The organism is Gelidibacter salicanalis (assembly GCF_016469035.1).
In the GTDB taxonomy this organism is placed as follows: domain Bacteria; phylum Bacteroidota; class Bacteroidia; order Flavobacteriales; family Flavobacteriaceae; genus Gelidibacter; species Gelidibacter salicanalis_A.
This window is the reverse complement of record NZ_JAEHJZ010000010.1, coordinates 40,703-64,767: the sequence shown is the minus strand read 5'-3', so window position 1 is coordinate 64,767 and position 24,065 is coordinate 40,703. Positions and strand designations below refer to the sequence as shown.

The following is a 24,065-nucleotide window of genomic DNA, read 5'->3' as shown; positions in this document are numbered from 1 at the left end:
GTAAATGTATAAAAAAAAACATAATTTCCACTGAAATTTTCTAAGATTCAGTGAATTAACTTACAAATTTTATGCGTATTTTAAGTTTTTGGGAATTTCGCAGACAGGAATAGGAACCATTTTGTGTTTGTTGACCGCATTTAATCTAGAAAAAAGTTTGAAGACTTCTTGTTGGCGTCCTTTAAAATCATCAGCAGTCTTCCCGTTTTCTTTCATGGTCATCGCCCATTCCAATTCAGGGTAGGAAGCTCCAATTTGATCTTCATCAGTTCTGTCATCGCCAAACAACCCATCGCTAGGAGCAGCATTTATGATGGCATCAATAACACCTAAGGCATTTGCAATGGCATACACTTCTGATTTCATTAAATCCGCAATCGGACTTAAATCCACACCGCCATCGCCATATTTGGTGTAAAATCCAACTCCAAAATCCTCGACTTTATTTCCAGTTCCAGCAACCAATAAACCATGCAATCCTGCATGATAATACAATGTAGTCATTCTAAGCCGTGCACGGGTATTGGCCAGTGCCATATCAACCGTAGCTTGTTTACCATCTAAGGATACTTCAGTTTTAAACTCTTCAAATACAGGCGTCAAATCTACTAAAACCTTTTTCACATTTGGAAACCTCGATTGTAACTGCTGAATATGCTCTTGACCCCTGGACACATGACTTGGCGGCTGATGAATGGGCATTTCAATGCACCACACATCCAGTCCCGTTTTAGCGCATAAAATTGAGGTGACCGCAGAATCAATTCCGCCAGAAATACCGATGACAAAACCATTTACATTGGCGTTAGTGGCGTAGTCTTTTAACCAGTTTACAATGTGATCAATAACTTTTTCTGTTTGCATTTTTTGGAAGATTTAACACAAAGAATACTACCTTTGTACAACAAAAATAGAGTAATCACCCAAGTAATAAAAATTAAAGACCTTTAAAAATTGCCCATGAAGAATGCTAGTTTTCTAATAGTCCTGCTGCTTTTTTTTAGTGCTTGTAAAGAAGACAATCAAATAGAAAATGAAATTTCTAAAATTGATGTTGCGGTTACTATAGAACGTTTTGATTTGGCCTTTGCCAATGCTGAGCCAAAAGAATTGCCCAAATTAAAAAAAAGCTATCCATTTTTGTTTTCTGAACGCATTCCCGATTCTGTTTGGGTGGAGCGCATGAATGACTCTTTGCAGCAAGAATTGGAGGCCGAAGTAAAATCGACGTTTTCTAATTTCAATAAAGAAGAGGAAGCCATCGCGTCTCTTTTTCAACATTTAAAATATTACGATAAGAGCTTTACAGTGCCACGTGTTATTACAGTAAACTCTGATGTAGATTACCGTAACAAGACGATTGTGACCGATACGATTGTGTTGATTTCCTTAGACACCTATTTGGGAGTAGACCATCATTTTTATGAGGGCATCCAAAAGTTCCTGACCCAAAATATGAAACGTTCGCAAATTGTGAGTGATTTGGCAGCCAATTATTCCGAGCAGTACATTCTTCAAGATAAGCCAAAAACCTTATTAGATGATATGGTCTATTTTGGAAAGCAGCTGTATTTTAAAGATAAAATGATTCCGTTTACATCAGATGCTGATAAAATAGGGTATACTGAATATCAGTTAGCTTGGGCTGGTGAAAATGAAAGTGAAATATGGCGCTATTTTATTGAGCGCGAATTGTTGTTTAGTACAGACAACAGTTTGGCAAGCCGATTTATTGCCGATGCTCCTTTTTCAAAATTTTATTTGGAATTGGACAGCGAATCTCCAGGAAGGTTAGGGCAGTATATAGGTTGGCAAATAGTCAGAGCTTATATGAACAACAATGACGTCCCCTTGATGGAGATGCTTCAAAAGAATGCTGACGAAATTTTTAACAACTCAAAATTTAAACCTCGTAAATAATGTCAAAAAATAAAACCTCTACCATTGAACTCCATGTGGAATTAGATGAAAATAAAGTTCCCGAAAAATTGAATTGGACGGCACAAGACGGTGGCATAAACAATGAAGAAGCCAAAGCGATGATGCTTTCGGTCTGGGACAGTAAAGCTCAGGAAACCTTGCGGATTGATTTATGGACGAAAGATATGCCTGTCGATGAAATGAAATTGTTTTTCCATCAGACTTTGGTGGAAATGAGCAACACCTTCCATCGTGCAACCCAAGATGAAAAAATGACCGCAACTATGAAAGATTTTTGCGATTATTTTGCTGAGAAGTTAGAACTTAATAAGTAACCCTATGATGCGTAAACTCCTCTATGTCCTAATTTTAGTTATGGTAGTCATGTTTGGCTATCGTTATTTTTTTAATGATAGTGAGAAAACTATACTACAGGAAAATTCTGCGCTCATTCAAGAACAGATAAAGAATGTCAGCAAGTTAGTGGTTACTGAAGGGCATTTCAGTCAGGTATTTACCTATAAGAATTCGAAAGCCATTTTTGCCAATTTGGTGAATGTCGAAAAGAAAGCTTTGGTGGTGGTCAATGCCGACGTTACCGTTTCGTATGATTTGAGCCAAATTGAATATGAATTGGACGAAAAATCTAAAACGCTTAAAATTTTAAGCATCCCTAAAGAGGAAATTAATATCAGTCCTGATTTTGAATATTATGATGTGACGGCCGATTTTCTGAATCCGTTTCAAGCGGAAGATTACAACAAAATCAAAAATAAAGTGAATGCACAACTCATGAAAAAGATTGAGGCGTCCAACTTAAAGAGCAACGCACAAAACCGACTGATCAGTGAACTGTCCAAATTCTATATTTTGACAAGTTCATTAGGGTGGACACTCGTATACGATGGCAATTATATAAAATCATCTGACGATTTGCAGACTATCAAACTATAATTTCTTTTTCAAGCTCAACCAGCTTCCGGCATTGATGGATTCAATGTCTTTTGATTTTAAAATTTGAGCGGCTTTGGCGGAACGCATCCCACTTGCGCAACAGGTAATGATAGGCTTGTTCAGTTTTTTTAATTTTTCTACTTGGTTTTGCAAATCATCCAACGGCACATGTTTGGCGTTGGCAATATGGCCATTATCCCATTCCCTTTTGGTTCTCACATCCAATATAATGGCACCTTTGCCCATCAGTTCCTGAACTTGCTGTTTCTTACCCGTACCAAATAAAAAGTCGAAAAATCCCATAGTTTATTTTTATTTAAATTCATCAGTGTCCAGTAAAACAGGTGAAAAGTTTGCAAAACCCCCTTAAAGTATGATCTGGTTCAAGAACTTAAAAATGACACCTTGTTTTTGAAACCAAATTCACTTAAAGTAATTAGGCAAATTTAATTTAAAATTACTACTGTTTATCAGTTAGTTACAATAAAGTCTTTGTTCCCCGCCTGACGGCAAGGGCAGGTTTATTCTATAAGCGCAGCGATCTTAATTCTTTATCGGACAATAATGATTTAAATTTACAAAATATCCATCACTCAAAGAATCTTGAGACTTAAATTTTAAATAGTGAATAGTACAGGCCAAACGCGCAAAGAAGAAATCATAAAAACTGCTGCTAAACTTTTTAAAGAGAAAGGATACAGTGCTGTCACTATGCGCGATTTGGCAAAGGCCGTCAACATTAGAGCGGCAAGTCTTTACAATCATATTGATTCCAAACAGGATATTCTCAAATCCATCATTATTTCTTTGGCGGAAGAATTTACCCGTGGCATGGAGACTATTAAAAACTCAGAAGATGTAACGATCAATAAATTAAGAGCAATTGTGGCACTGCATGTCAACATTACCATACATAACACCTACGGCATGGCATCGTTGAATAATGATTGGATGCATCTGGAAGATCAATTGGACCATTATTTGTCCTTGAGAAAAAACTACGAACAGGACTTTGTGGAAATTATTAAATCAGGAATAGAAGCTCAGGAAATTCGTGATTCAAATCCTGAAATTATTATGTTCTCTATCTTGACCACCTTGCGGTCCCTATACCTTTGGATTCCTAAAAAAGAAGATTTAAAAGGGCAGGAGCTTGCTAAAAATTTGGGAGATGTGCTTATTAATGGTATCAATCCTAAAAGTACAAAAGCGTAAATTCTTTCTTTTTCCAAAAATTCTTCCCCAGCAGTCATCCATTTTTAACAAAAGTTATAGAATTAATTTTGTAGTTTTGTCAGTAAACTAACGGTTGTTAGTTTGGGTCTTTCCGTTTTAATAGAAACATGAGGAGGCTGAGAAACAATTAAAGTTAACACCAATTCTCGTATTAAAAGAGGGTCGAAAACCATTATGGCAGAATTCCACAACATTAAAGTGGCAGATATTTACAAGGAAACGAAAGATTGTGTTGTGATTGCTTTCGATGTTCCTGATGCGCTTAAAGATAAATTTAAATACCGCCAAGGGCAGCATTTAACCTTGCGAAAAGAACTAAACGGCGAAGACATTAGGCGCAATTATTCGCTATGCTCAAGTCCGTTAGATGGCGAATGGAAGGTTGCGGTTAAAACCATTCGCGATGGTGTGTTTTCAAATTATGCGTTTAACGATCTGAAGATAGGAGATACTCTTGAAGTGATGGCGCCACACGGTGAGTTTACGGTAGATGTAGATGTTGAGGCGAGCAACAATTATATTGCCTTTGCTGCGGGAAGTGGTATTACACCATTGCTGTCTATCATCAAAACACATTTACACGAAGAGCCCAACAGTACCTTTAAACTGTTTTATTTGAACAGGACTGTAAAATCCATTATCTTTAAAGAAGAAATAGAACAGCTTAAAAATGAGTTCTTTGAAAGGTTTCAGGTTTTTTATTTTTTGACCAAGGAACAGCGCGATATTCCATTTTTAAATGGCCGTTTTGATAAGGAAAAATTAGCCATTTTGACCAAATCATTCATCGATGTGCCTGATACTAATCATGCGTTTATTTGTGGGCCACAAGACATGATTTTCCTAATTCGTGACGAATTGCAAGCTGCGGGAATGCCAAAGGAAAATATCCATTACGAACTGTTCTTTACAGGAAGTTCTGAAGAAGAAAACAAACAAATAGCCGAAGTTCTTGAACAAAGAATTGAAGGCACACAAGTGACCATAATCGATGGAGGGAAGGAATTCCATTTCATTATGGATGATGATTTTGACAACATCCTAGATGGCGCGTTGGCTGCAGGAGCCGACTTACCTTTTGCCTGTAAAGGTGGCGTTTGCAGTACTTGCAAGTGTCAAGTGAAGGAAGGATCAGTAAAAATGAAAAAGAATTACGCATTAGAAGATAAGGAAGTGGCACAAAATTATGTGTTGAGCTGTCAAGCCGTCCCAACCAGTAAAAAGGTGGTGGTTGACTTTGATGTGTAGCTTTTAACACTTAATAATTTTGAGTGCTGTTAATAAAATAATTTGGGCGTTACCCTAAAGGGTCAGGCTTTCGGCAGTCGCTCTCTGCGAGGAGCTCCGACAATGCCTCAATCCTTAACGCAAATCTGAATACAAAATAATAGTTCACTAATACAGAATAAGATGAGTGAAGAACAAATCACCCGCCCGAACGTATCGTTGGGTAAGGGCGTGGAAAATTTAGAAACCCAGTTCGAAGAACGGATCGCAAGAGACGAAAAAATCGAACCTAAAGATTGGATGCCGGAGAAATACCGTCAAACCCACATCCGTCAGATGTCGCAACACGCGCATTCTGAAATCGTGGGGATGCTTCCAGAAGGCAATTGGATTACGAGAGCCCCTTCTTTAAGACGAAAAGTCGCATTGTTGGCGAAAGTCCAAGACGAGGCAGGCCATGGTTTATACTTGTATTCAGCTTGTGAAACTTTGGGGATTTCTCGTGATGAGTTGTACGAACAATTGCATTCTGGCAAAGCAAAATATTCTTCCATCTTTAATTACCCAACAGTCACCTGGGCAGATATGGGCGCGATTGGCTGGTTGGTAGATGGCGCAGCCATTATTAATCAAGTGCCGTTGTGTAATACGTCATTCGGACCTTATGCGAGAGCGATGGTGCGGGTTTGTAAAGAAGAAAGTTTCCATCAGCGTCAAGGGTATGAAATCATGATCAAGTTAGCGAATGGAACACCAGAACAAAAAGATATGGCACAAGATGCACTGAACCGGTGGTGGTGGCCAAGTTTAATGATGCTCGGTCCTACAGATGCGGAATCAGTGCATACAGAGCAATCCATGAAATGGAAATTAAAGCGTAAATCTAACGATGAATTACGCCAACAATTCATTGATCAAACCGTGCCACAGGCTGATTTAATCGGACTCACCATTCCAGATCCAGATTTAAAATGGAATGAAGAACGCGACAGCTATGATTTTGGTGAGATTGATTGGGATGAGTTTTGGCAAGTGGTCAAAGGTCACGGCCCAATGAATAAAGAACGTATGAAAGCCCGAGTAGGCGCATGGGAAGGTGGCGCATGGGTGCGAGATGCAGCCATGGCACACGCAGCCAAGAACGCCGAACGAAAAGAAAAAGAAGCAGTATAAAAAAGAATTTTGTCAGTTCGAGTGAAATTGCATTTCGCAATTTTGTATCGAGAACCGAGTGAAATTGCAATTTCGCAATTTCGTATCGAGAACCGAGTGAAATCAAATACTATTCAAATTCAATTTCAAATTAACAGAAATAATTATGTCAACAAAAAATTGGCCACTTTGGGAGGTCTTCGTCAGAAGTAAAAACGGATTGGAACATCGCCATTTTGGAAGTCTCCATGCCGCTGATGCGGAGATGGCGTTAGAAAATGCCCGCGATGTTTACACTCGAAGAAATGAAGGTGTCAGTATTTGGGTAGTAGAATCTAAAAACATCACGGCCTCCAATCCTGAACACAATGGCGAGATGTTTGAACCGGCTCAAGATAAAGTCTACCGCCATCCTACATTTTATGAGTTGCCTGATGAGGTGAAATACATGTAAATAGATTAACGATTGACGAGTTAAGAGTTTTGATTTCAGAAGTTCAAAAATCAGCAATCACAAATCATCAATATTATAGATAGAATGAATAATACTAACCTGTATCACTACATCCTCGGCATCGCCGATAACTCCCTTATCCTAGGGCAGCGCATGGGCGAACTGTGCGGTCACGGGCCAAGTTTGGAAACGGATATTGCCTGCACCAATATTTCACTCGATTTATTCGGGCAGGTGCGAAGCTATTATCAATATGCCGCTAAAATTGCCAATGACGGACGTACGGAAGATGACATTGCGATGCTTCGTAAGGAGCGTGATTACGTCAATGTGCTTTTGGCAGAACAGCCGAATACCGATTTTGCCTACACGATGGCGCGTCACTTTTTATTTGATGTGTATCACTTTTTGTTCTTGACAGAATTACAAAAAAGCAAGGATTTAACTTTGGCAGCCATCGCTACCAAATCACTTAAAGAAGTAAGTTACCACCAGCGATTTTCTACAGATTGGATCAAGCGCTTAGGAGACGGCACAGAAGAAAGTCATCAAAAAATGCAAAACGCCATTAACGATATGTGGACCTATACGGACGAATTATTCCATCAAACAGATGCTGACAAAGCTATGTTTGCAGAAGGTATCGGTGTTGATGTGACCAAATTGAAAGCTGTCTACTATGATAAAGTGAATGCAATTCTAGAAGAAGCAACCTTGTCAATTCCCGAATCCAAATACTTTCAAAAAGGAGGTAAAAAAGGCATTCATACCGAGCATATGGGCTTTTTATTAACCGAATTGCAATACATGCAACGCGCGTATCCTAATATGGAATGGTAGAAGAATAATGAATAACGAAGTTCGAATAACGAATCATGAAGTTTTTAATAAGCACAACTTCAGCATTCAATATTCAGCGTTCGATATTCGATTTTAAAAAATGATAGCAACCCAACAACATATCGACCCAAAACTGATCGCGATTCTGGAAACAGTGTCTGATCCAGAAATTCCGGTGCTTTCCATCATGGATATGGGTGTGGTGCGTTCCGCAATAATTCAGGATGACTTTGTAAAAGTTCAAATCACTCCAACTTATAGTGGTTGCCCAGCTATGGATGTTATCGGAGATGATATTAAAAAAGCATTACAGGAAGCTGGATATAAATCAGAGGTAGAATTAATTTTAGCTCCTGCTTGGACCACCGATTGGATTACTCCGAGAGGCAGAAAAGCCTTGGAAGATTATGGCATTGCTGCACCATTAGGTGCTGAAGCAGACAAAGATGTATTGTTACACGGCAAACGCATGGTAAAATGTCCACAATGTGGATCGATAAATACAAAAATGGTGAGCCAGTTTGGTTCTACAGCCTGTAAAGCACAATTTCAGTGTGAGGAATGCCTGGAACCTTTTGATTATTTTAAATGTTTGAAGTAAGTTGACATTACCGAAAGGGTACCAGTTATATAAAAATAGAATTGCAATATGAACGAAAGTATAGTACTCAAAATAGAAAATAAAGTCGCTACAATCTCATTGAACCGACCGGAAGTCTTCAACAGTTTTAATCGCGAAATGGCCTTCAGGCTACATGATGTTCTAGATGAATGTGAAGCTAACAATGAAGTACGAGCAATCATACTCACTGGAAACGGGAAAGCATTTTGCGCGGGCCAAGATTTGAAAGAAGTAACGTCACCAGAGCTAAACCCTGGGTTCAAGAAAATTCTTGAGGAGCATTACAATCCAATCATCACCAGACTGCGTTCTATTAAAAAGCCAATCATTGGAGCTATCAACGGTGTAGCGGCAGGCGCAGGAGCAAATATTGCTTTGGCTTGCGATATTGTGGTAGCTCATGAAAAAGTAAGTTTTATACAAGCCTTTAGTTTGATCGGACTTGTTCCTGATAGTGGCGGAACCTTCTTTTTACCGCGACTAATCGGATTTCAAAAAGCATTAGCATTAGCCATGTTGGGTGATAAAGTATCGGCTGAAGAAGCGGAAAAAATGGGAATGATTTATAAAGTCCTTCCTTTAGAAAGTTTTGAAGAGGACGTCAATCAGCTAGCTATAAAACTCGCAAATATGCCTACAAAAGCATTAGGCATGATTAAAGAATTATTCAACAATTCCATGACCAACGATTTGGAAGCGCAATTAGCTCTAGAGTCTAAATTCCAAATCGAAGCTGCGCAAACTAAAGATTATCTTGAAGGCGTTACTGCCTTTGTCGAAAAGAGGAAACCAGCGTTTAAAGGCAAATAAATATCGAATATCGAACTGAAGAATAACGAATATTGAAGTTTAAGCATGGCGATTCATAAATATGATTTGGAAGAACGTTTGATTCAGTTTGCAGTAAATGTTATTTTAATTTCTGGTAAGATTGATGGAGGTTTCGCGTCTCAACATTTGTCAAAACAACTCATTCGTTCTGCAACCGCTTCTGCTCTAAATTATGGAGAAGCTCAAAGTGCAGAGTCTTCCAGAGATTTTCTTCATAAAATGAAATTGTGCCTAAAGGAATTAAGAGAATCTCTGGTGAATTTGAAAATTCAAAAAGGAGCTGAATTAATTCAAGATTTAGAAAAAGTAGAAGTCATATTGAAAGAAAATAATGAGCTTATAGCCATTTTCGTTTCAAGCATTCGAACTTCAACAAATAAGAATAAATTATAAAAATATGAATCTGATAGAGAAATTAAACTTCGATATTCAGTATTTAAAATTCAATAGTCGTTATTCATGAAAGTAGGAATTATAGGTAGTGGCACCATGGGCAGCGGCATCGCACAAGTTACTGCAACTTCGGGATGTCAAGTTAAATTATACGATACGAATCAACAGGCACTGGATAAAGCAAAAGTTGCTTTAGAAAACATCTTGTCAAGATTGGTTGCAAAAGAGCGGATTGATGAATCCGAGAAAACTCGAATTCAAAACAATATTTCCTACGTCGACACTCTTAAAGATTTGTCCGATTCAGATATAACGATAGAAGCGATTGTAGAAAATTTGGAGATTAAGAAAAAGGTGTTTTCAGAATTGGAAACTTTTGTGTCTGATGATTGTATCATCGCCTCCAATACCTCAAGTTTATCGATTGCATCCATTGCGGCGTCCTTAAAAAAGCCAGAGCGTTGTATTGGAATTCATTTTTTCAATCCCGCACCACTAATGAAACTGGTTGAGGTGATTCCAGCCATTCAAACTTCTAAAGAGGTATTAGAGATGTCAACAAAAATTATCACCGATTGGAAAAAAACAGTGGCCGTCGCAAAAGACACACCGGGCTTTATTGTTAATCGTGTAGCACGTCCATTCTATGGTGAGGCCTTAAGAATCTACGAAGAAGGTATTGCTGATTTTGTAACTATAGATAACAGTCTAAAAACAATAGGTGGTTTCCGTATGGGGCCCTTTGAATTAATGGATTTTATTGGGAATGATGTCAATTACACCGTCACCGAAACCGTATTCACCGCTTTCTATTTCGACCCACGCTACAAACCAGCTTTTACTCAAAAACGATTTGCAGAAGCAGGTTATCTCGGGAGAAAATCAGGGAAGGGTTATTATAATTACGATGAAAAAGGGGCTATTGTAGTACCGAGTTCCAAAGTCACTCAGAGCGCAGTCGAAGAGTCTAAATTAGCACAAAAAATTTTTGACCGTGTTTTAGTCATGCTGATCAATGAAGCTGCTGATGCCTTGTTTATGAATGTCGCTTCCGCTGAAGATATTGACAATGCCATGACCAAAGGGGTAAATTACCCAAAAGGTTTACTCGCTTGGGCAAATGAAAAAGGCATTGATTGGTGCGTTTCCAAAATGGACGAATTGTACAATGAGTATCATGAAGACCGTTACCGTTGCAGCCCTTTGTTGCGGAGGATGAGTAGAGAAGATTTGAGGTTTTTTGATTAACGATTGCAGATTTTTGATTTCAGATTTTTGAAGTATTGATGATCACTTCAAAAATCAACAATCGTTAATCGACAATCTAAAATAATTGTAATGAACGGCGAAAAAATCCCCTTTAAAATGTTAAACCAAGATCCCTACAGCACCTGGCTAGGCATCGAAATTTTAAAATCCGAAATCGGCAGATGCAAAGTCGGGATGACCATTCGTAAAGAAATGCTCAACAGTATGGGGAAAGCACATGGTGGCATCAGTTACGCATTAGCAGACACCGCCTTTGGTTTCGCAGCCAATACCCATGGTAAATATGCCGTGTCCATTGAAACCAGCATTAATCATATTGAGGCATTAAATGAAGGCGATTATTTAACAGCGGAGTCTGTAATTGAGAAAGTGAAAAACAAATTAGGATTTAATATTATTGAAGTCAAACGCCAAGAGGAAGTGGTGGCGCTGTTTAAAGGCGTCGTATATAGGACAAATAAAGAATGGATAGAATAACCAATATTGTTTAATTTTATAAAAATATATACTAACACTAAAGACAAAACAATATGAAATGGCAAGGTAGAAGAAAAAGTGGGAATTTGGAAGACCGTCGCGGGATGAGCGGTAAAGGTAAATTGGCTGCTGGCGGTGGTATTATAGCAGTTGTTGTAGTACTGCTTCAAATGTTTGGAGGTGATACGGGACAAGTATTGGCACCAATTCTTGAAGGTGTAACACAATCACAATCCGTATCAGAAGGCGGAGAGCAACGCGAACTGACTGAAAAAGAAAAAGAACTCGGTGCCTTTATGAACGCTGTCATAGTAGATACTGAAGATATTTGGAGTGAGATATTTAGAGAGAATAATTTAGGGACTTACAAAGAACCAACTGTAGTGTTGTTTACGGATGCTGTGAGAAGTGGCTGTGGCACTGCGAGTGCAGCGTCCGGACCATTCTACTGTCCTGCTGACCAGAAAGTGTATATGGACTTGTCCTTTTTTGATCAGTTAAGAACACGGTTTGGGGCCAAAGGTGGTGATTTCGCAATTGCTTATGTTACTGCCCATGAAATTGGTCATCATATCCAAACCATTTTGGGAACATCTCAAAAAGTCAGACAATTACAACAACAAACCAATCAAGCGGGAGCTAATAAGTTGTCTGTGGCACAAGAACTTCAGGCGGATTTCTACGCTGGGGTTTGGGCGCATCACAACAGAGATTATTTAGAAGAAGGGGACATTGATGAAGCATTGAGTGCGGCAAACGCTGTTGGTGATGATGCTATTCAAAAAAGAACCCAAGGCAGCGTTAAACCTGATAGTTTTACACACGGAACTTCTGAACAACGCAAGTATTGGTTTTTGAAAGGCTATAAAACCGGTGATATCAAGCAAGGCGATACCTTTTCTGAAATCATGAATTAAAATTTAATAACAATAATTCGAAATTGAAGTTTCAATTTTCAACTTCAATTTCGACTTCAATTTCATACATGGAAGCATACATTATAGACGGTATTAGAACACCAATTGGAAGTTATCAAGGCGCATTATCAACTATAAGAACTGACGATTTAGCGGCATTAGTCATAGAAGAACTCGTCAAACGGAATCCAAACATCCCAAAAGAAGCTTATGAAGATGTCATTTTAGGATGTGCTAATCAAGCGGGAGAAGATAACCGAAACGTGGCAAGAATGGCGTCGCTATTGGCAGGTCTGCCGGTCACAGTTCCGGGTGAAACCGTTAACCGTTTATGTAGTTCAGGACTTTCTGCTATTATTCATGCTAACCGCGCGATTAAAGCTGGCGATGGCGATTTGTTTATTGCGGGTGGTGTTGAGCACATGACTCGTGGACCCTATGTGGTTGCGAAACCTTCAAGTGCGTTTGGAACGGATGCTAAAATGTACGATTCTAGTTTTGGATGGCGATTTGTCAATCCGAAGATGCAAAAACTATATGGTACCGATGGGATGGGCCAGACTGCTGAAAATTTAGTAGAGCAGTACACTATTTCGCGTGAGGATCAGGATAAATTTGCCTATTGGAGCCAGATGAAAGCTGCAAAAGCGCAAGAAAATGGTCGATTAGCAAAAGAAATTGTGACGGTCGAAATTCCGCAGCGCAAAAAAGATCCTATTCTATTTTCTAAAGACGAATTTGTAAAGCCAAACACGTCAATGGAAGTTTTAGGGAAATTGCGTGGCGCATTTAAAGCTGAAGGCGGAAGCGTGACCGCTGGAAATTCTTCAGGTTTAAATGATGGTGCCGCTGCAACCATTATCGCTTCAGAAACTGCTGTAAAAAAATACAATCTAAAACCATTAGCACGCATCGTAAGTTCTGCAGTAGTTGGTGTAGAGCCACGAATCATGGGTATCGGTCCTGTTGAAGCTTCTAATAAAGCCTTGGCGAAAGCCGGATTGACTATGGATGATATGGATATTATTGAGCTCAATGAAGCCTTTGCGGCACAGGCATTAGCCTGCACGCGAGCTTGGGGATTGGAGGATAATGATCCACGGTTGAACCCGAATGGCGGTTCCATCGCTATTGGTCACCCGCTTGGTGTTACTGGAACCCGATTAGCGTATTCTGCAGCTCTAGAATTACAAGAAACAGGAAAAAGATATGCGTTAATTACGATGTGTATTGGCGTTGGTCAAGGCTACGCCGCCATCATTGAAAACGCGGATTTGTAGTAATTGGGCGCCTGCCTTGCCTCAAATGCGAAACATTCACGAACTCCTATTTAACAAATAGAGATTGGTGAATAATCCCTAGCGCAGTCAGACATGATAGAACAAGTTGCTACATTAAAATTAGAGTACATAATTTAATAATAAGATATCCACTTTTGTGGGCATTACTATGAAGAAATTACAAAATTACGTCACAGGACAATGGATTGAAGGAAAAGGAGAAGGCGTTCCTATGTTTGACGCCATCACAGGCGAAGTCGTGGCGCTTTCTGATACTGAAGGATTAGATCTTGCTGAAATTTTGCACTACGGACGCACCAAAGGCGGCGAAGTTTTGCGTAAAATGACTTTTCAGGAACGTGGTAATATGTTGAAGAGCCTTGCGCTTTATCTCACCAAAAGGAAAGAAGCTTTTTACGAATTAAGTTATCGAACAGGTGCTACTAGAGTGGACAGCTGGATTGATATTGAAGGCGGATTCGGAAATCTATTTGCCAATGCGTCGTTAAGAAAACTCTTCCCAAATCAGTCGTATCACGTAGAAGGAGAACCTATCGATTTATCTCGTGGCGGACGCTTTATGGCGCATCACATTATGGTGCCAAAACGTGGTGTCGCCATTCATATCAATGCGTTTAACTTCCCAGTTTGGGGGATGTTGGAAAAATGTGCCACTAACTGGATGGCAGGTGTACCAGCAGTAGTGAAGCCTGCAACCAATGGGTCCTTCTTAACGGAAGCTGTCGTGCGTGAAATCATCGTCTCTGGAATCTTACCAGAAGGTGCTTTACAATTAATTACAGGCTCTGCAAGAGCAATTTTAGATACAGTCGAATCTCAAGATGTGGTCACCTTTACAGGTTCCGCGACTACCGGGCGACTTCTAAAATCCCATAAACGCATTATCGAAGAATCAGTGCCTTTCAATATGGAAGCCGATTCCTTAAACTGTTCCGTTTTGGGTGAAGACGCACTTCCGGGAACACCTGAATTCGATTTGTTTATCAAGGAAGTCCGTAACGAAATGACCGTCAAATGTGGACAGAAATGTACCGCCATCCGTCGTGTTATCGTTCCTGAAAATCTTGTCGAAGATGTGCAAATCGCCTTAGGAAAAGCCCTAGATAAAGTCACTATTGGAGATCCTAGATTGAAAGAGGTACGCATGGGTGCTTTGATCAGTAAAGATCAAGCGAATGAAGTAAGAGATCGTGTTCAAGAATTGGCTAGAACAGCAAGCATTGTCTACGGACATCTCGATAAAATTGAAACGATTGGTGCGGATGCCAAAAAGGGTGCTTTCTTAAGTCCAATTTTACTTCGCGAAGATCATCCTTTTATAAATTTGGCAGTTCATGAAACGGAAGCTTTTGGTCCGGTAAGTACTATTATGCCTTATAAAAATTTAGATGAAGCCATTACTTTAGCCCATATGGGGAAAGGTTCTTTGGTCTCCTCAATCGCAACCTACGATGATAAGATCGCAAAAGATTACGTCATCAACGCGGCAAGTCACCACGGACGTATTTTAATCATCAATCGTGAAATGGCCAAAGAAAGCACCGGTCATGGGTCGCCATTACCAAATTTGGTACACGGTGGACCGGGTAGAGCAGGCGGTGGCGAAGAAATGGGCGGTGTGCGTGGTATCAAGCATTACTTGCAACGTACCGCTATCCAAGGATCGCCAACAACCTTAACTGAAATCACTGGCATCTATCAAGCCAATGCAAAATATAAAGAAGCGGAACAGCATCCGTTCAAATACCATTGGGAGGATATTGAAGCAGGAATGTCATTAAAAACCCATAAACGGACCCTGACGGATACAGACATTATCAATTTCGCAAACTTGACTTGGGACCATTTTTATGCCCATACCGATATCACGTCTCTTGACGGCAGTATTTTTGAAAAACGAACTGCTCACGGCTACTTTATCATTGCCGCCGCTGCAGGACTGTTCGTTTATCCAAACAAAGGTCCAGTGGCTGCCAACTACGGATTGGAGGACTGTCGATTCCTTCGTCCATTATACCATAACGACACCATTTATGTGCGTTTAACCTGTAAGCAGAAAGTTGATAGAGACGTCGCTTCAGCTGAACATCCAAGTGGGATTGTCAAATGGTTTGTTGAGGTGTTTGACAGTGCAGACGAATTAGTTGCCGTTGCCACAATTCTGACCATGGTTCAGAAAAAACAAGAGGTTTTTGTTGAAATGACGAACGACACTATCAAAAACTATCTCTCAAAGTTAACGCCGGACCTGAAGCCGAAATGGGGCATCATGACGCCACAACACATGTTGGAGCATCTAGAATACACCTATAAAATTGCCGCCGGAGAAATTCAAGATTTTGAAGTTGCTACCCCAGAGAAAATTTTGGAAAAGGTACATGCGAGCCTGTATAATTATGAGAAATTTCCAAAAAATACCCATTTCCCAACACTCGAAAAAGGCAAATTGGAGCGTTTGATTTATCCAGATTTAGAGACTGCAAAACAGAAGTTTATTGAACAAAGAGAAAAGTATCTGGAGTTTTATAAGGAACATCCAGAAGCTAAATTGAAGAATTTGGTGTTTGGGGAATTGAATAAATATGAAGCCTATTTATTGGAACGAAAACATTTGAATCATCACTTTGAGCAGTTTGGGTTATTATAGAAAGTCACTGCGCACTCGTTGCGCAGTCGCTCATATTGAAGTTTAAATTATGATTTTAATAAGTCATCATGATGTCCAGAGAATATTATACTTACATCCTAACGCACGAAAGAAATCATATCTTTTATGTTGGTGTAACAAATAATATGGCTAGACGGATGAGTGAACATAAGGCAGCGACTTTTAAAACTCACGTTGGTCATTATAATATTAAGAAATTGGTCTACTATGAAACCCATACTGATATTAGACTAGCCATAAGAAGGGAGAAGACCATTAAAAAGTGGAAACGAGATTGGAAAATAAACATAATTACCCAAATGAATCCCAAATGGAACGATTTAAGTGACGGTTGGGATTTATCTAAATATTGAAAAAGAACAAAACGAATGCGCAACAAGTGCGCATTGACAAATTAAGAAGCATGACACAACCCTACGTAAAACAAACCATAGAAAACGAAGTCGCTTACATCGAATTTTTTCACCCAGCCCACAATTCCCTACCAGGAGATTTGTTGGCAGAATTAACGGACACCATAACCGCTGCAGGCAAAAATGACGCCATAAAAGTACTAGTCCTTAAAAGCGGCGGCGAACGCACCTTTTGTGCAGGCGCGAGTTTTAAAGAATTAATCAATATCAATGATGAAGCTACCGGGAAAGTATTCTTTTCAGGATTTGCAAACGTCATTAACGCCATGCGCAAATGTCCAAAATTCATAATCGGACGTATTCAAGGCAAGACTGTTGGAGGCGGCGTCGGATTGGCATCAGCAACCGATTATTGCATGGCATCTAAATTTGCCGCTATTAAATTAAGCGAGCTCAATATTGGTATCGGACCATTTGTTGTTGGGCCTGCTATTGAGCGTAAAATGGGCTTGAGCGCCATGTCGCAAATTGCTATTGACGCCAATACCTTTTATCCGGCCGATTGGGCAAAAGAAAAAGGCCTGTTTACCCAAGTTTACGAGTCCACCGAGGAACTTGACGCTGCAGTAAAAACAACGGCAGAGCATTTGTGCACCTACAATCCGGAGGCGATGATAGAAATGAAAAAGGTATTCTGGAGTGGTACGGACGACTGGGATGATTTATTGGCGGAACGCGCAGCAATCAGCGGCCGTTTGGTCTTAAGCAAGTTCACCAAAGAAAAATTGAAAGGTTTTAAATAAATAGCGAATTACTATTAGGACAATTCAATTTAAGAAATTCAAAAATCGACAACCCGCCCGTACCGAAAAGGCACGTTCGGGCGGGTCAACAATCAACAACCCGCCCGTACCGAAAAGGCACGTTCGGGCGGGTCAACAATCAGCAATCACCATGATTTACAGTTTCAAAGGCTACACACCAGTCGTTCACGAAAGTAGTTTTGTACATCCACTCGCGGCCGTAACGGGCAATGTCATTATTGGCAAGCACTGTTATATCGGTCCGGGAGCGGCTATTCGTGGCGATTGGGGTCAGATTATTTTGGAAGACGGTGTCAACGTTCAGGAAAACTGTACGGTGCATATGTTTCCAGGAAAATCCATCACCCTCAAAGAAAGCGCGCATGTAGGTCATGGCGCGATTATTCACGGCGCTAATTTGGGCAGAAATTGCCTTATCGGAATGAATGCCGTCATTATGGATGACGCTGAAATTGGTGATGAAAGCATCATTGGAGCCATGTCGTTTGTTAAGGCCGAAACTATCATTCCAGAGCGAAGTCTGGCAGTGGGGAATCCCGCAAAAGTGATTAAAGAAGTGAGTGACGAGATGATTGCTTGGAAAACTAAAGGCACACAATTGTACCAGCAATTACCAGCGGATTGTCATGAAAGTTTAAGAGCAGTGGAACCTTTAAGAGAAGTTCCGGAAAGTATGAAAATGCAGGAAGATGTTTATAAGACGCTTCGTGATTTTATGAAGTAATAGTTGGGCGTTACCCAAAAGGGTCAGGCTTTCCGCTATATCTTTTTTGTGAAAAACAAAAAAGGATGTCGCTGCAATCCTTAACGCAAACGTTAACTAAAAAAGAAAATTAGATAATAAAATGTCAAAATTTGACTTAACAATGCCCAAAATGGGCGAAAGCATTACAGAAGGTACCATCATCAATTGGCTCATCAATGAAGGTGACTCCTTTGAAGAAGGCGACATCATTTTAGAAGTAGCGACTGATAAAGTAGATAACGAAGTCCCAGCCCCAAAATCGGGAACCTTGGTGAAAACCCTCTTTAAAGCAAAAGATGTCGTGCCCGTAGGAGAAGTGATTGCCGTTTTAGAAGTTTACGAAACGTCTCAAATAAAAAAAGAGCTTGTCATTTCGAGCAAAAGCGAGAAATCACATAAGGAAGTCAGAAATGCAGCGCCACAAAAGGCAACAGCTCCTTCAACTTCAATTTCAATTTCAAGTTTATTTTCAACTTCAAACTCGAACACCTTCTTTTCGCCGTTAATTCAAAAAATAGCCAAAGAACAACACATCAGTTTTGAAGAATTGGCCCGAATTCCAGCCACAGGACATGAAGGGCGTTTGCGTAAAAGCGATGTGTTCACTTATATTGAAGACGGACGACCTTTCAAGTTTGCGCAGCCCGTAACCCAAGATCCCACGGCGTATCGCATTCCGCAATTAAATTTTGATAAAGGCAAAGGCAAAATCATCGAAATGGACCGGATGCGTCAGATGATTGCAGATCATATGGTGTATTCGAAACATACATCGCCTCACGTAACCGCCTATGTAGAAGCCGATATGACCAATATGGTGAATTGGCGTAATGCCAACAAAAAAGTTTTCGAAGAAAAATATGGCGAACGCTTAACGTTTACCCCATTATTTGTGGAAGCCGTAGCGAAAGCGGTCAAAGATTTTCCAAACATTAATACTTCGGTAGATGGGAATAACATCATCGTTAAAGAAGATATTAACATCGGGATGGCCACAGCATTACCAAGTGGAAATTTAATTGTTCCCGTAGTTAAAAACGCAGATCAGAAGGATTTGAAAACCTTGGCACAGAACGTTAATGACATGGCTGATAAAGCTAGAGAAAACAAATTGGGCGGCGATGATATTAAAGGCAGCACTTTTACGATATCAAATGTCGGAACCTTTGGGAGTGTGATGGGAACGCCTATCATTAATCAACCAGAAGTTGCCATTTTAGCGTTGGGGATTATCAAAAAACGCGCTGAAGTGATGGAAACAGAAACAGGTGATGAGATCGCAATCAGAAGTATGATGTATTTATCCTTATCCTTTGACCATCGCGTTGTGGATGGTTTTTTGGGAGGAAGTTTTGTACGTCGCGTAGCTGATTATTTCGAGCAGTTTGATTTCAATAGAAAAATATAATAATAAATAAGGCTTGACACATACATCGTATTTTGTCAAATCTTAAATTTTGCGTTAGGGATTACGAATCTCATTTGAATTTGATAAATAGGTATTCGTGATACCGCTTTGCTAAATTGCAGTGAAAAGCCCGGAGCTTGCGAGGACTTGTAACGAAAAGCCCGCTCGAACGCCCAAAACATAACACATGTCAGTAACTAAAGCTATTTTAAAAAAAGCATTTTCAACCCTTTGTACCGCCAAGGCTATGGCCGAATTGTACGAGGCTAATTTTAAGCAGGTTTCTAAATACGTCCATGCAACCTCTAGAGGTCATGAGGCCATTCAGATTGCTGTGGGCATGCAATTATTACCACAGGATTATGCTTTTCCGTACTACCGAGATGATGCGATGTTGCTGTCTTTCGGATTAGAACCGCATGATTTAATGTTGCAATTACTTGCAAAAAAGGACGATCCGTTTTCTGGCGGTCGCACCTATTATGCGCATCCAAGTTTAAAGGATGACGACAAACCGAAAATCCCACACCAATCTTCAGCAACTGGTATGCAGGCCATTCCTGCGACAGGAGTTGCTATGGGAATGCAATATAAAGAGTTCCAAAATATAGAAGACCAAGCGGCAAAACAATCTCCATTTTCAGAGTCTAGAGACCTCAAGCCGATTACGGTGTGTAGTCTTGGCGACGCATCCGTGACTGAAGGTGAGGTTGCAGAAGCATTTCAAATGGCGGTCCTAAAACAATTGCCAATTCTGTATCTCGTGCAAGATAATGGTTGGGATATCTCGGCCAATGCCGCGGAAACGAGAGCCCATGACGCTTATGAATATGCTAACGGATTTAAAGGTTTAGAAGCGATTACTATTGATGGAGCCAACTTTGTTGAAAGTTATGAAGCGCTTGAAAAGGTGATTCATACAATTCGGGAAGAGCGCCGACCATTTTTAGTACATGCTAAAGTTCCGTTGTTGAATCATCACACTTCTGGAGTCCGTATGGAATGGTATCGTGATGATTTGGAAGAGGCTAAGTCACGCGATCCGTATCCAGTAATTAAACAACAATTGTTGGATGCGGGAATTGCTATCGATGATATTCTAGATATTGAAAATATTGCTAAATCCAAGGTTCAGCAAGATTTCGACAAGGCATTGGCGGCTGAAGATCCAAAATCAGAAGATTTATTCACAAATGATTTTGCGCCGACTCCAATCACAGAAGAAGTAGGGGAGCGCTCCCCAAAAGGTGCAGAAAAGGTGGTCATGGTGGATTGCGCTTTGTTTGCTGTGGAAGAATTGATGCGTAAGCATAAAGAGTGTTTGCTTTACGGACAGGATGTTGGTGGCAGATTAGGTGGTGTGTTTAGAGAAGCCGCTACCTTGGCTCAGAAATTTGGTGGTGATCGCGTTTTTAACACTCCAATTCAGGAAGCGTTCATCGTAGGTTCGACCGTTGGGATGAGTGCCGTGGGGCTAAAACCGATCGTTGAGGTTCAATTTGCCGATTATATCTGGCCTGGGTTGAATCAGTTGTTCACGGAGGTCAGTAGAAGTTGCTACCTATCCAACGGGAAATGGCCGGTAAGCATGATCTTGCGTGTGCCAATCGGTGCGTATGGCAGTGGCGGACCTTATCATTCGTCATCCGTAGAAAGTATTGTCACCAATATTAGAGGAATTAAAATAGCCTATCCGAGTAATGGTGCCGATTTAAAAGGTCTGATGAAAGCCGCGTATTACGATCCGAATCCGGTGATTGTTTTGGAGCATAAAGGCTTGTATTGGAGTAAGGTGCCTGGCACTAAAGGTGCCACATCAGTGGAGCCTTCAGAAGATTATGTATTGCCATTTGGCAAGGCTTGGGTGCTGCAAGAAATCTGGAAACAGGAACACCTAGAAACACTGACTATTGTTACGTACGGCATGGGTGTGCACTGGGCCATGAATGCCTCGGAAGCATTAGGCATGAAAGACCAGATTGAAGTGATTGATTTAAGAACGCTTTTTCCATTAGATGAGGCTACCGTTATGAAATCAGTTAAAAAAACAGGAAAATGTCTGATAGTTACTGAAGAACCTTCAAACAATAGTTTTGCTAGAGCTTTGGCAGGAAAAATACAAGAAGTATGTTTTAAATTTCTCGATGCCCCAGTAATGACTATAGGTAGTGAAAATATGCCTGCGATTCCGTTGAATTCCACCTTAGAAGAAACGATGATTCCTTCAACGGAAAAGGTAAAGGCCAAAATAAATGAGCTATTAAATTATTGATTTCAGTATAGATTTCAAATTTAATGATTACTTTTCACCTTATACTAAAACCAATATTTATGAAAAAAGTAATTTTTATGTCATTTATGGCATTATTCTTATCAGTGTCACTTACCTCTTGTAGAGAAACAGAGGAGAAAGATGTTCGCACAGAGAATGAACGCATCATTGATGAAATGAAGGCAGATGGTGCCGAGATAAAAGTGAAGGAAGATGATGGTGACACTAAGATAAAAATGGAAACTGACGACAGAAAGGTCAAAATTAAGGAAGATGATGGCGACGTTAAAGTGAAAGTCAAAACTGACAATGACGATAACTAATTACGATTTAGAATAGAAAAGAGGCTGTCATAACTCATGAAATAGCCTCTTTTTCTGTTTTACATTCGGACTCCTACCGGAGAACATATCTCAAATATGCAATTCTTAAGGACTTGTTTTAGTTTAGAGACTCCTTCTTTTTATAATTTATATTCTGAGAGCGGTTTTGTGAACCTTTCAGGATCAGCCGCTAAATGATATCTCGGATCATCAATGTCTTCAATAATCACCTCTTTAAATTTCGGACTTGCCTTATAGAGCAACACCTTGCAGTCCTCACTCAAATGTTTCAAGCGAATGGTTTTCCCTTCCGCTTCGTATTTATTCACAAGATTGAAAATAGCTTCAATGGCGGAATGGTCACTTACCCGAGATTCCACAAAGTCTATTTCTACATTCTGAGGATCGGTTTTTACATCAAATTTGGTATTGAAATTTTGAACGGATCCAAAGAACAAAGGCCCCCATATTTCGTAAATTTTTGTGCCATCTTCTTTGACGAGTTTACGAGCTCTAATCATGGTCGCACTTTTCCATGCAAATACAAGTGCAGATAGAATCACACCAATAAATACAGCAATTGCAAGATCTAATATGACCGTTACTGCAGACACAACTACAAGAACAACGGCATCTGCTACAGGAATTTTTCTAATAATTCTAAAACTAGACCAGGCAAATGTTTCAATTACCATCATAAACATTACACCGATTAATGCAGCAATAGGAACTTGTTCAATATACTGAGCTGTAAATAAAATAAAAGTCAGTAAAGTTAACGCCATGGTAATCCCTGATAAACGGCCTCTACCCCCGGCATTAATGTTAATAACGGTTTGTCCAATCATACCACAACCTCCAGTGCCCCCAAATAAGCCACTGACCATGTTTCCGGCACCTTGCGCCACACATTCTCTGTTGCCATCACCTCTGGTTTCTGTAAGTTCATCAACAAGGTTCATGGTCATTAAAGATTCAATAAGTCCCACAGATGCTGCTAAAAAGGCGTAAGGGAGAATAAACATAAGCGTATCAAAATTGATAGGTAAATTATGCCATAATTCTGTATTGGGTGTAGGGAATTCACCTTTCATACCTTCTCCACCACCTTCTATAATATACGAACCAACGGTGCTCACATCAAGACCGCCAAAAACAACAACAGCTGTTGTAACCAGAATTGCTACTAAGGCTCCAGGGATTTTAGTGGTAACTTTAGGAAGAAGCCAAATGATGGCCATTGTTACTCCCACTAAACCAAGCATGATGTACAATTCAGAACCTTGCATTGGGATGTTGATAAATTTCTTTATACCGTCAGCGCCTATTTCTAATTCTTTGTGGGAGAACATACGAACCTGCGCTAGGAAAATAACAATTGCCAAACCGTTTACAAATCCCATCATCACGGAATGTGGTATTAAACGCACAAAACGCCCTAATTTAAGAACTCCAGCACCTATTTGTATGATTCCCATTAAAATAACAGCCGCTAATAAATAGAAGTAGCCCATATTATCGATGGGGGTGTCAAATAACATGCCTTTAGCGTGCCCTTCTGTAATAAGGTTTACAAAAATAACAGCTACAGCGCCAGCGGCTCCAGTAATTAATCCAGGTCTGCCTCCAAATATGGCAGCTATTAATCCAACTATAAATGCCCCTGATAATGCGACTAAGGGGTCTATTTGCGCCACAAATGCAAAGGCGACCACTTCAGGAATCATTGCTAATGATACTGTAATTCCGGCAAGAATATCATTTTTGGGGTTTTGGGTGAAGTTTTGTCTTGTGGTTTGGCTAAAAATCATAAATTTTGCGATTGAAAAGGTGCAAATATAGGGTTTTTGAGCCGAAGCGTACTTTAGAGCTTTATCTT

Annotated in this window: 25 protein-coding genes; 22 read left to right on the top strand and 3 right to left on the bottom strand. The window is 40.0% G+C overall.

What is annotated here, in order from left to right:
- Positions 1-69: 69 nt before the first annotated feature.
- Positions 70-864 (bottom strand): NAD(+) synthase, encoded by a 795-nt coding sequence (nadE, locus tag JEM65_RS06300; protein WP_199598084.1) that lies wholly within the window; start codon positions 862-864, stop codon positions 70-72.
- A 96-nt stretch (positions 865-960) separates the two neighbouring features.
- Here nadE and gldB point away from each other — a divergent pair, with 96 nt between their 5' ends.
- The 3 genes from gldB to JEM65_RS06285 are packed head-to-tail and all read left to right on the top strand — an operon-like array spanning position 961 to position 2,874.
- Entirely contained in the window at positions 961-1,920 is a 960-nt protein-coding gene (gene gldB, locus JEM65_RS06295) for a gliding motility lipoprotein GldB (RefSeq protein ID WP_199598083.1), read from the top strand.
- Complete coding sequence (gene gldC, locus JEM65_RS06290; protein ID WP_199598082.1) at positions 1,920-2,255, top strand: gliding motility protein GldC; 336 nt, start codon at positions 1,920-1,922, stop codon at positions 2,253-2,255. Before gldB ends, gldC begins: the two co-directional genes overlap by 1 nt.
- Before the next feature lie 7 nt (positions 2,256-2,262).
- Entirely contained in the window at positions 2,263-2,874 is a 612-nt protein-coding gene (locus JEM65_RS06285; protein ID WP_199598205.1) for a DUF4230 domain-containing protein, read from the top strand.
- Here JEM65_RS06285 and JEM65_RS06280 read toward each other — a convergent pair.
- Complete coding sequence (locus tag JEM65_RS06280) at positions 2,869-3,177, bottom strand: rhodanese-like domain-containing protein (protein WP_199598081.1); 309 nt, start codon at positions 3,175-3,177, stop codon at positions 2,869-2,871. The two genes, JEM65_RS06285 and JEM65_RS06280, sit on opposite strands and share 6 nt — an antisense overlap.
- A gap of 321 nt (positions 3,178-3,498) precedes the next feature.
- On the opposite strand from JEM65_RS06280, the gene JEM65_RS06275 reads away from it, so the two are divergent.
- The 19 genes from JEM65_RS06275 to JEM65_RS06185 all read left to right on the top strand — a co-directional run bounded on the left by JEM65_RS06275 (position 3,499) and on the right by JEM65_RS06185 (position 22,186).
- Positions 3,499-4,089, top strand: coding sequence for a TetR/AcrR family transcriptional regulator (locus JEM65_RS06275; RefSeq protein WP_307810546.1), 591 nt, complete (start codon positions 3,499-3,501; stop codon positions 4,087-4,089).
- A 195-nt stretch (positions 4,090-4,284) separates the two neighbouring features.
- On the top strand, positions 4,285-5,358 hold the full coding sequence (gene paaE / locus JEM65_RS06270) for a 1,2-phenylacetyl-CoA epoxidase subunit PaaE (RefSeq protein ID WP_199598080.1): 1,074 nt from the start codon (positions 4,285-4,287) through the stop codon (positions 5,356-5,358).
- A gap of 162 nt (positions 5,359-5,520) precedes the next feature.
- Entirely contained in the window at positions 5,521-6,510 is a 990-nt protein-coding gene (paaA, locus tag JEM65_RS06265) for a 1,2-phenylacetyl-CoA epoxidase subunit PaaA (protein WP_199598079.1), read from the top strand.
- Positions 6,511-6,655: 145 nt separating this feature from the next.
- Positions 6,656-6,943: a 1,2-phenylacetyl-CoA epoxidase subunit PaaB gene (gene paaB, locus JEM65_RS06260; RefSeq protein ID WP_199598078.1), complete on the top strand. Its 288-nt coding sequence runs from the start codon at positions 6,656-6,658 to the stop codon at positions 6,941-6,943.
- An 84-nt stretch (positions 6,944-7,027) separates the two neighbouring features.
- Complete coding sequence (paaC, locus tag JEM65_RS06255) at positions 7,028-7,783, top strand: 1,2-phenylacetyl-CoA epoxidase subunit PaaC (protein ID WP_199598077.1); 756 nt, start codon at positions 7,028-7,030, stop codon at positions 7,781-7,783.
- Between the two features lie 100 nt (positions 7,784-7,883).
- Positions 7,884-8,384 (top strand): 1,2-phenylacetyl-CoA epoxidase subunit PaaD, encoded by a 501-nt coding sequence (gene paaD, locus JEM65_RS06250; RefSeq protein ID WP_199598076.1) that lies wholly within the window; start codon positions 7,884-7,886, stop codon positions 8,382-8,384.
- Positions 8,385-8,432: 48 nt separating this feature from the next.
- Positions 8,433-9,215, top strand: a complete 783-nt coding sequence (locus JEM65_RS06245) for an enoyl-CoA hydratase-related protein (RefSeq protein ID WP_199598075.1) — start codon at positions 8,433-8,435, stop codon at positions 9,213-9,215.
- A 45-nt stretch (positions 9,216-9,260) separates the two neighbouring features.
- Complete coding sequence (locus tag JEM65_RS06240; RefSeq protein WP_199598074.1) at positions 9,261-9,629, top strand: four helix bundle protein; 369 nt, start codon at positions 9,261-9,263, stop codon at positions 9,627-9,629.
- A 66-nt stretch (positions 9,630-9,695) separates the two neighbouring features.
- Positions 9,696-10,877 carry a 3-hydroxyacyl-CoA dehydrogenase NAD-binding domain-containing protein gene (locus tag JEM65_RS06235; protein WP_199598073.1) on the top strand — a complete coding sequence of 394 codons (1,182 nt, stop codon included), beginning with the start codon at positions 9,696-9,698 and terminating at the stop codon, positions 10,875-10,877.
- A 90-nt stretch (positions 10,878-10,967) separates the two neighbouring features.
- Positions 10,968-11,375 (top strand): PaaI family thioesterase, encoded by a 408-nt coding sequence (locus JEM65_RS06230; protein ID WP_199598072.1) that lies wholly within the window; start codon positions 10,968-10,970, stop codon positions 11,373-11,375.
- A gap of 53 nt (positions 11,376-11,428) precedes the next feature.
- On the top strand, positions 11,429-12,292 hold the full coding sequence (ypfJ, locus tag JEM65_RS06225; RefSeq protein ID WP_199598071.1) for a KPN_02809 family neutral zinc metallopeptidase: 864 nt from the start codon (positions 11,429-11,431) through the stop codon (positions 12,290-12,292).
- A gap of 68 nt (positions 12,293-12,360) precedes the next feature.
- Positions 12,361-13,572, top strand: coding sequence for a 3-oxoadipyl-CoA thiolase (pcaF, locus tag JEM65_RS06220; RefSeq protein WP_199598070.1), 1,212 nt, complete (start codon positions 12,361-12,363; stop codon positions 13,570-13,572).
- A gap of 169 nt (positions 13,573-13,741) precedes the next feature.
- Positions 13,742-16,240 carry a phenylacetic acid degradation bifunctional protein PaaZ gene (paaZ, locus tag JEM65_RS06215; RefSeq protein ID WP_199598069.1) on the top strand — a complete coding sequence of 833 codons (2,499 nt, stop codon included), beginning with the start codon at positions 13,742-13,744 and terminating at the stop codon, positions 16,238-16,240.
- A 68-nt stretch (positions 16,241-16,308) separates the two neighbouring features.
- Positions 16,309-16,614 (top strand): GIY-YIG nuclease family protein, encoded by a 306-nt coding sequence (locus tag JEM65_RS06210; protein ID WP_233530546.1) that lies wholly within the window; start codon positions 16,309-16,311, stop codon positions 16,612-16,614.
- Positions 16,615-16,664: 50 nt separating this feature from the next.
- Positions 16,665-17,417, top strand: a complete 753-nt coding sequence (locus tag JEM65_RS06205) for an enoyl-CoA hydratase/isomerase family protein (protein WP_199598203.1) — start codon at positions 16,665-16,667, stop codon at positions 17,415-17,417.
- A 151-nt stretch (positions 17,418-17,568) separates the two neighbouring features.
- A complete protein-coding gene (locus JEM65_RS06200; RefSeq protein WP_199598068.1) occupies positions 17,569-18,162 on the top strand; it encodes an acyltransferase in 594 nt (197 codons plus the stop codon).
- Between the two features lie 121 nt (positions 18,163-18,283).
- Positions 18,284-19,591, top strand: a complete 1,308-nt coding sequence (locus tag JEM65_RS06195; protein ID WP_199598067.1) for a dihydrolipoamide acetyltransferase family protein — start codon at positions 18,284-18,286, stop codon at positions 19,589-19,591.
- Between the two features lie 187 nt (positions 19,592-19,778).
- Positions 19,779-21,863 carry an alpha-ketoacid dehydrogenase subunit alpha/beta gene (locus JEM65_RS06190; RefSeq protein ID WP_199598066.1) on the top strand — a complete coding sequence of 695 codons (2,085 nt, stop codon included), beginning with the start codon at positions 19,779-19,781 and terminating at the stop codon, positions 21,861-21,863.
- A 59-nt stretch (positions 21,864-21,922) separates the two neighbouring features.
- Complete coding sequence (locus tag JEM65_RS06185) at positions 21,923-22,186, top strand: hypothetical protein (protein ID WP_199598065.1); 264 nt, start codon at positions 21,923-21,925, stop codon at positions 22,184-22,186.
- 140 nt (positions 22,187-22,326) lie between these two features.
- Here the strand turns inward: JEM65_RS06185 and JEM65_RS06180 are convergent, their stop codons facing one another.
- On the bottom strand, positions 22,327-23,997 hold the full coding sequence (locus JEM65_RS06180) for a SulP family inorganic anion transporter (RefSeq protein ID WP_199598064.1): 1,671 nt from the start codon (positions 23,995-23,997) through the stop codon (positions 22,327-22,329).
- Positions 23,998-24,065: the final 68 nt, after the last annotated feature.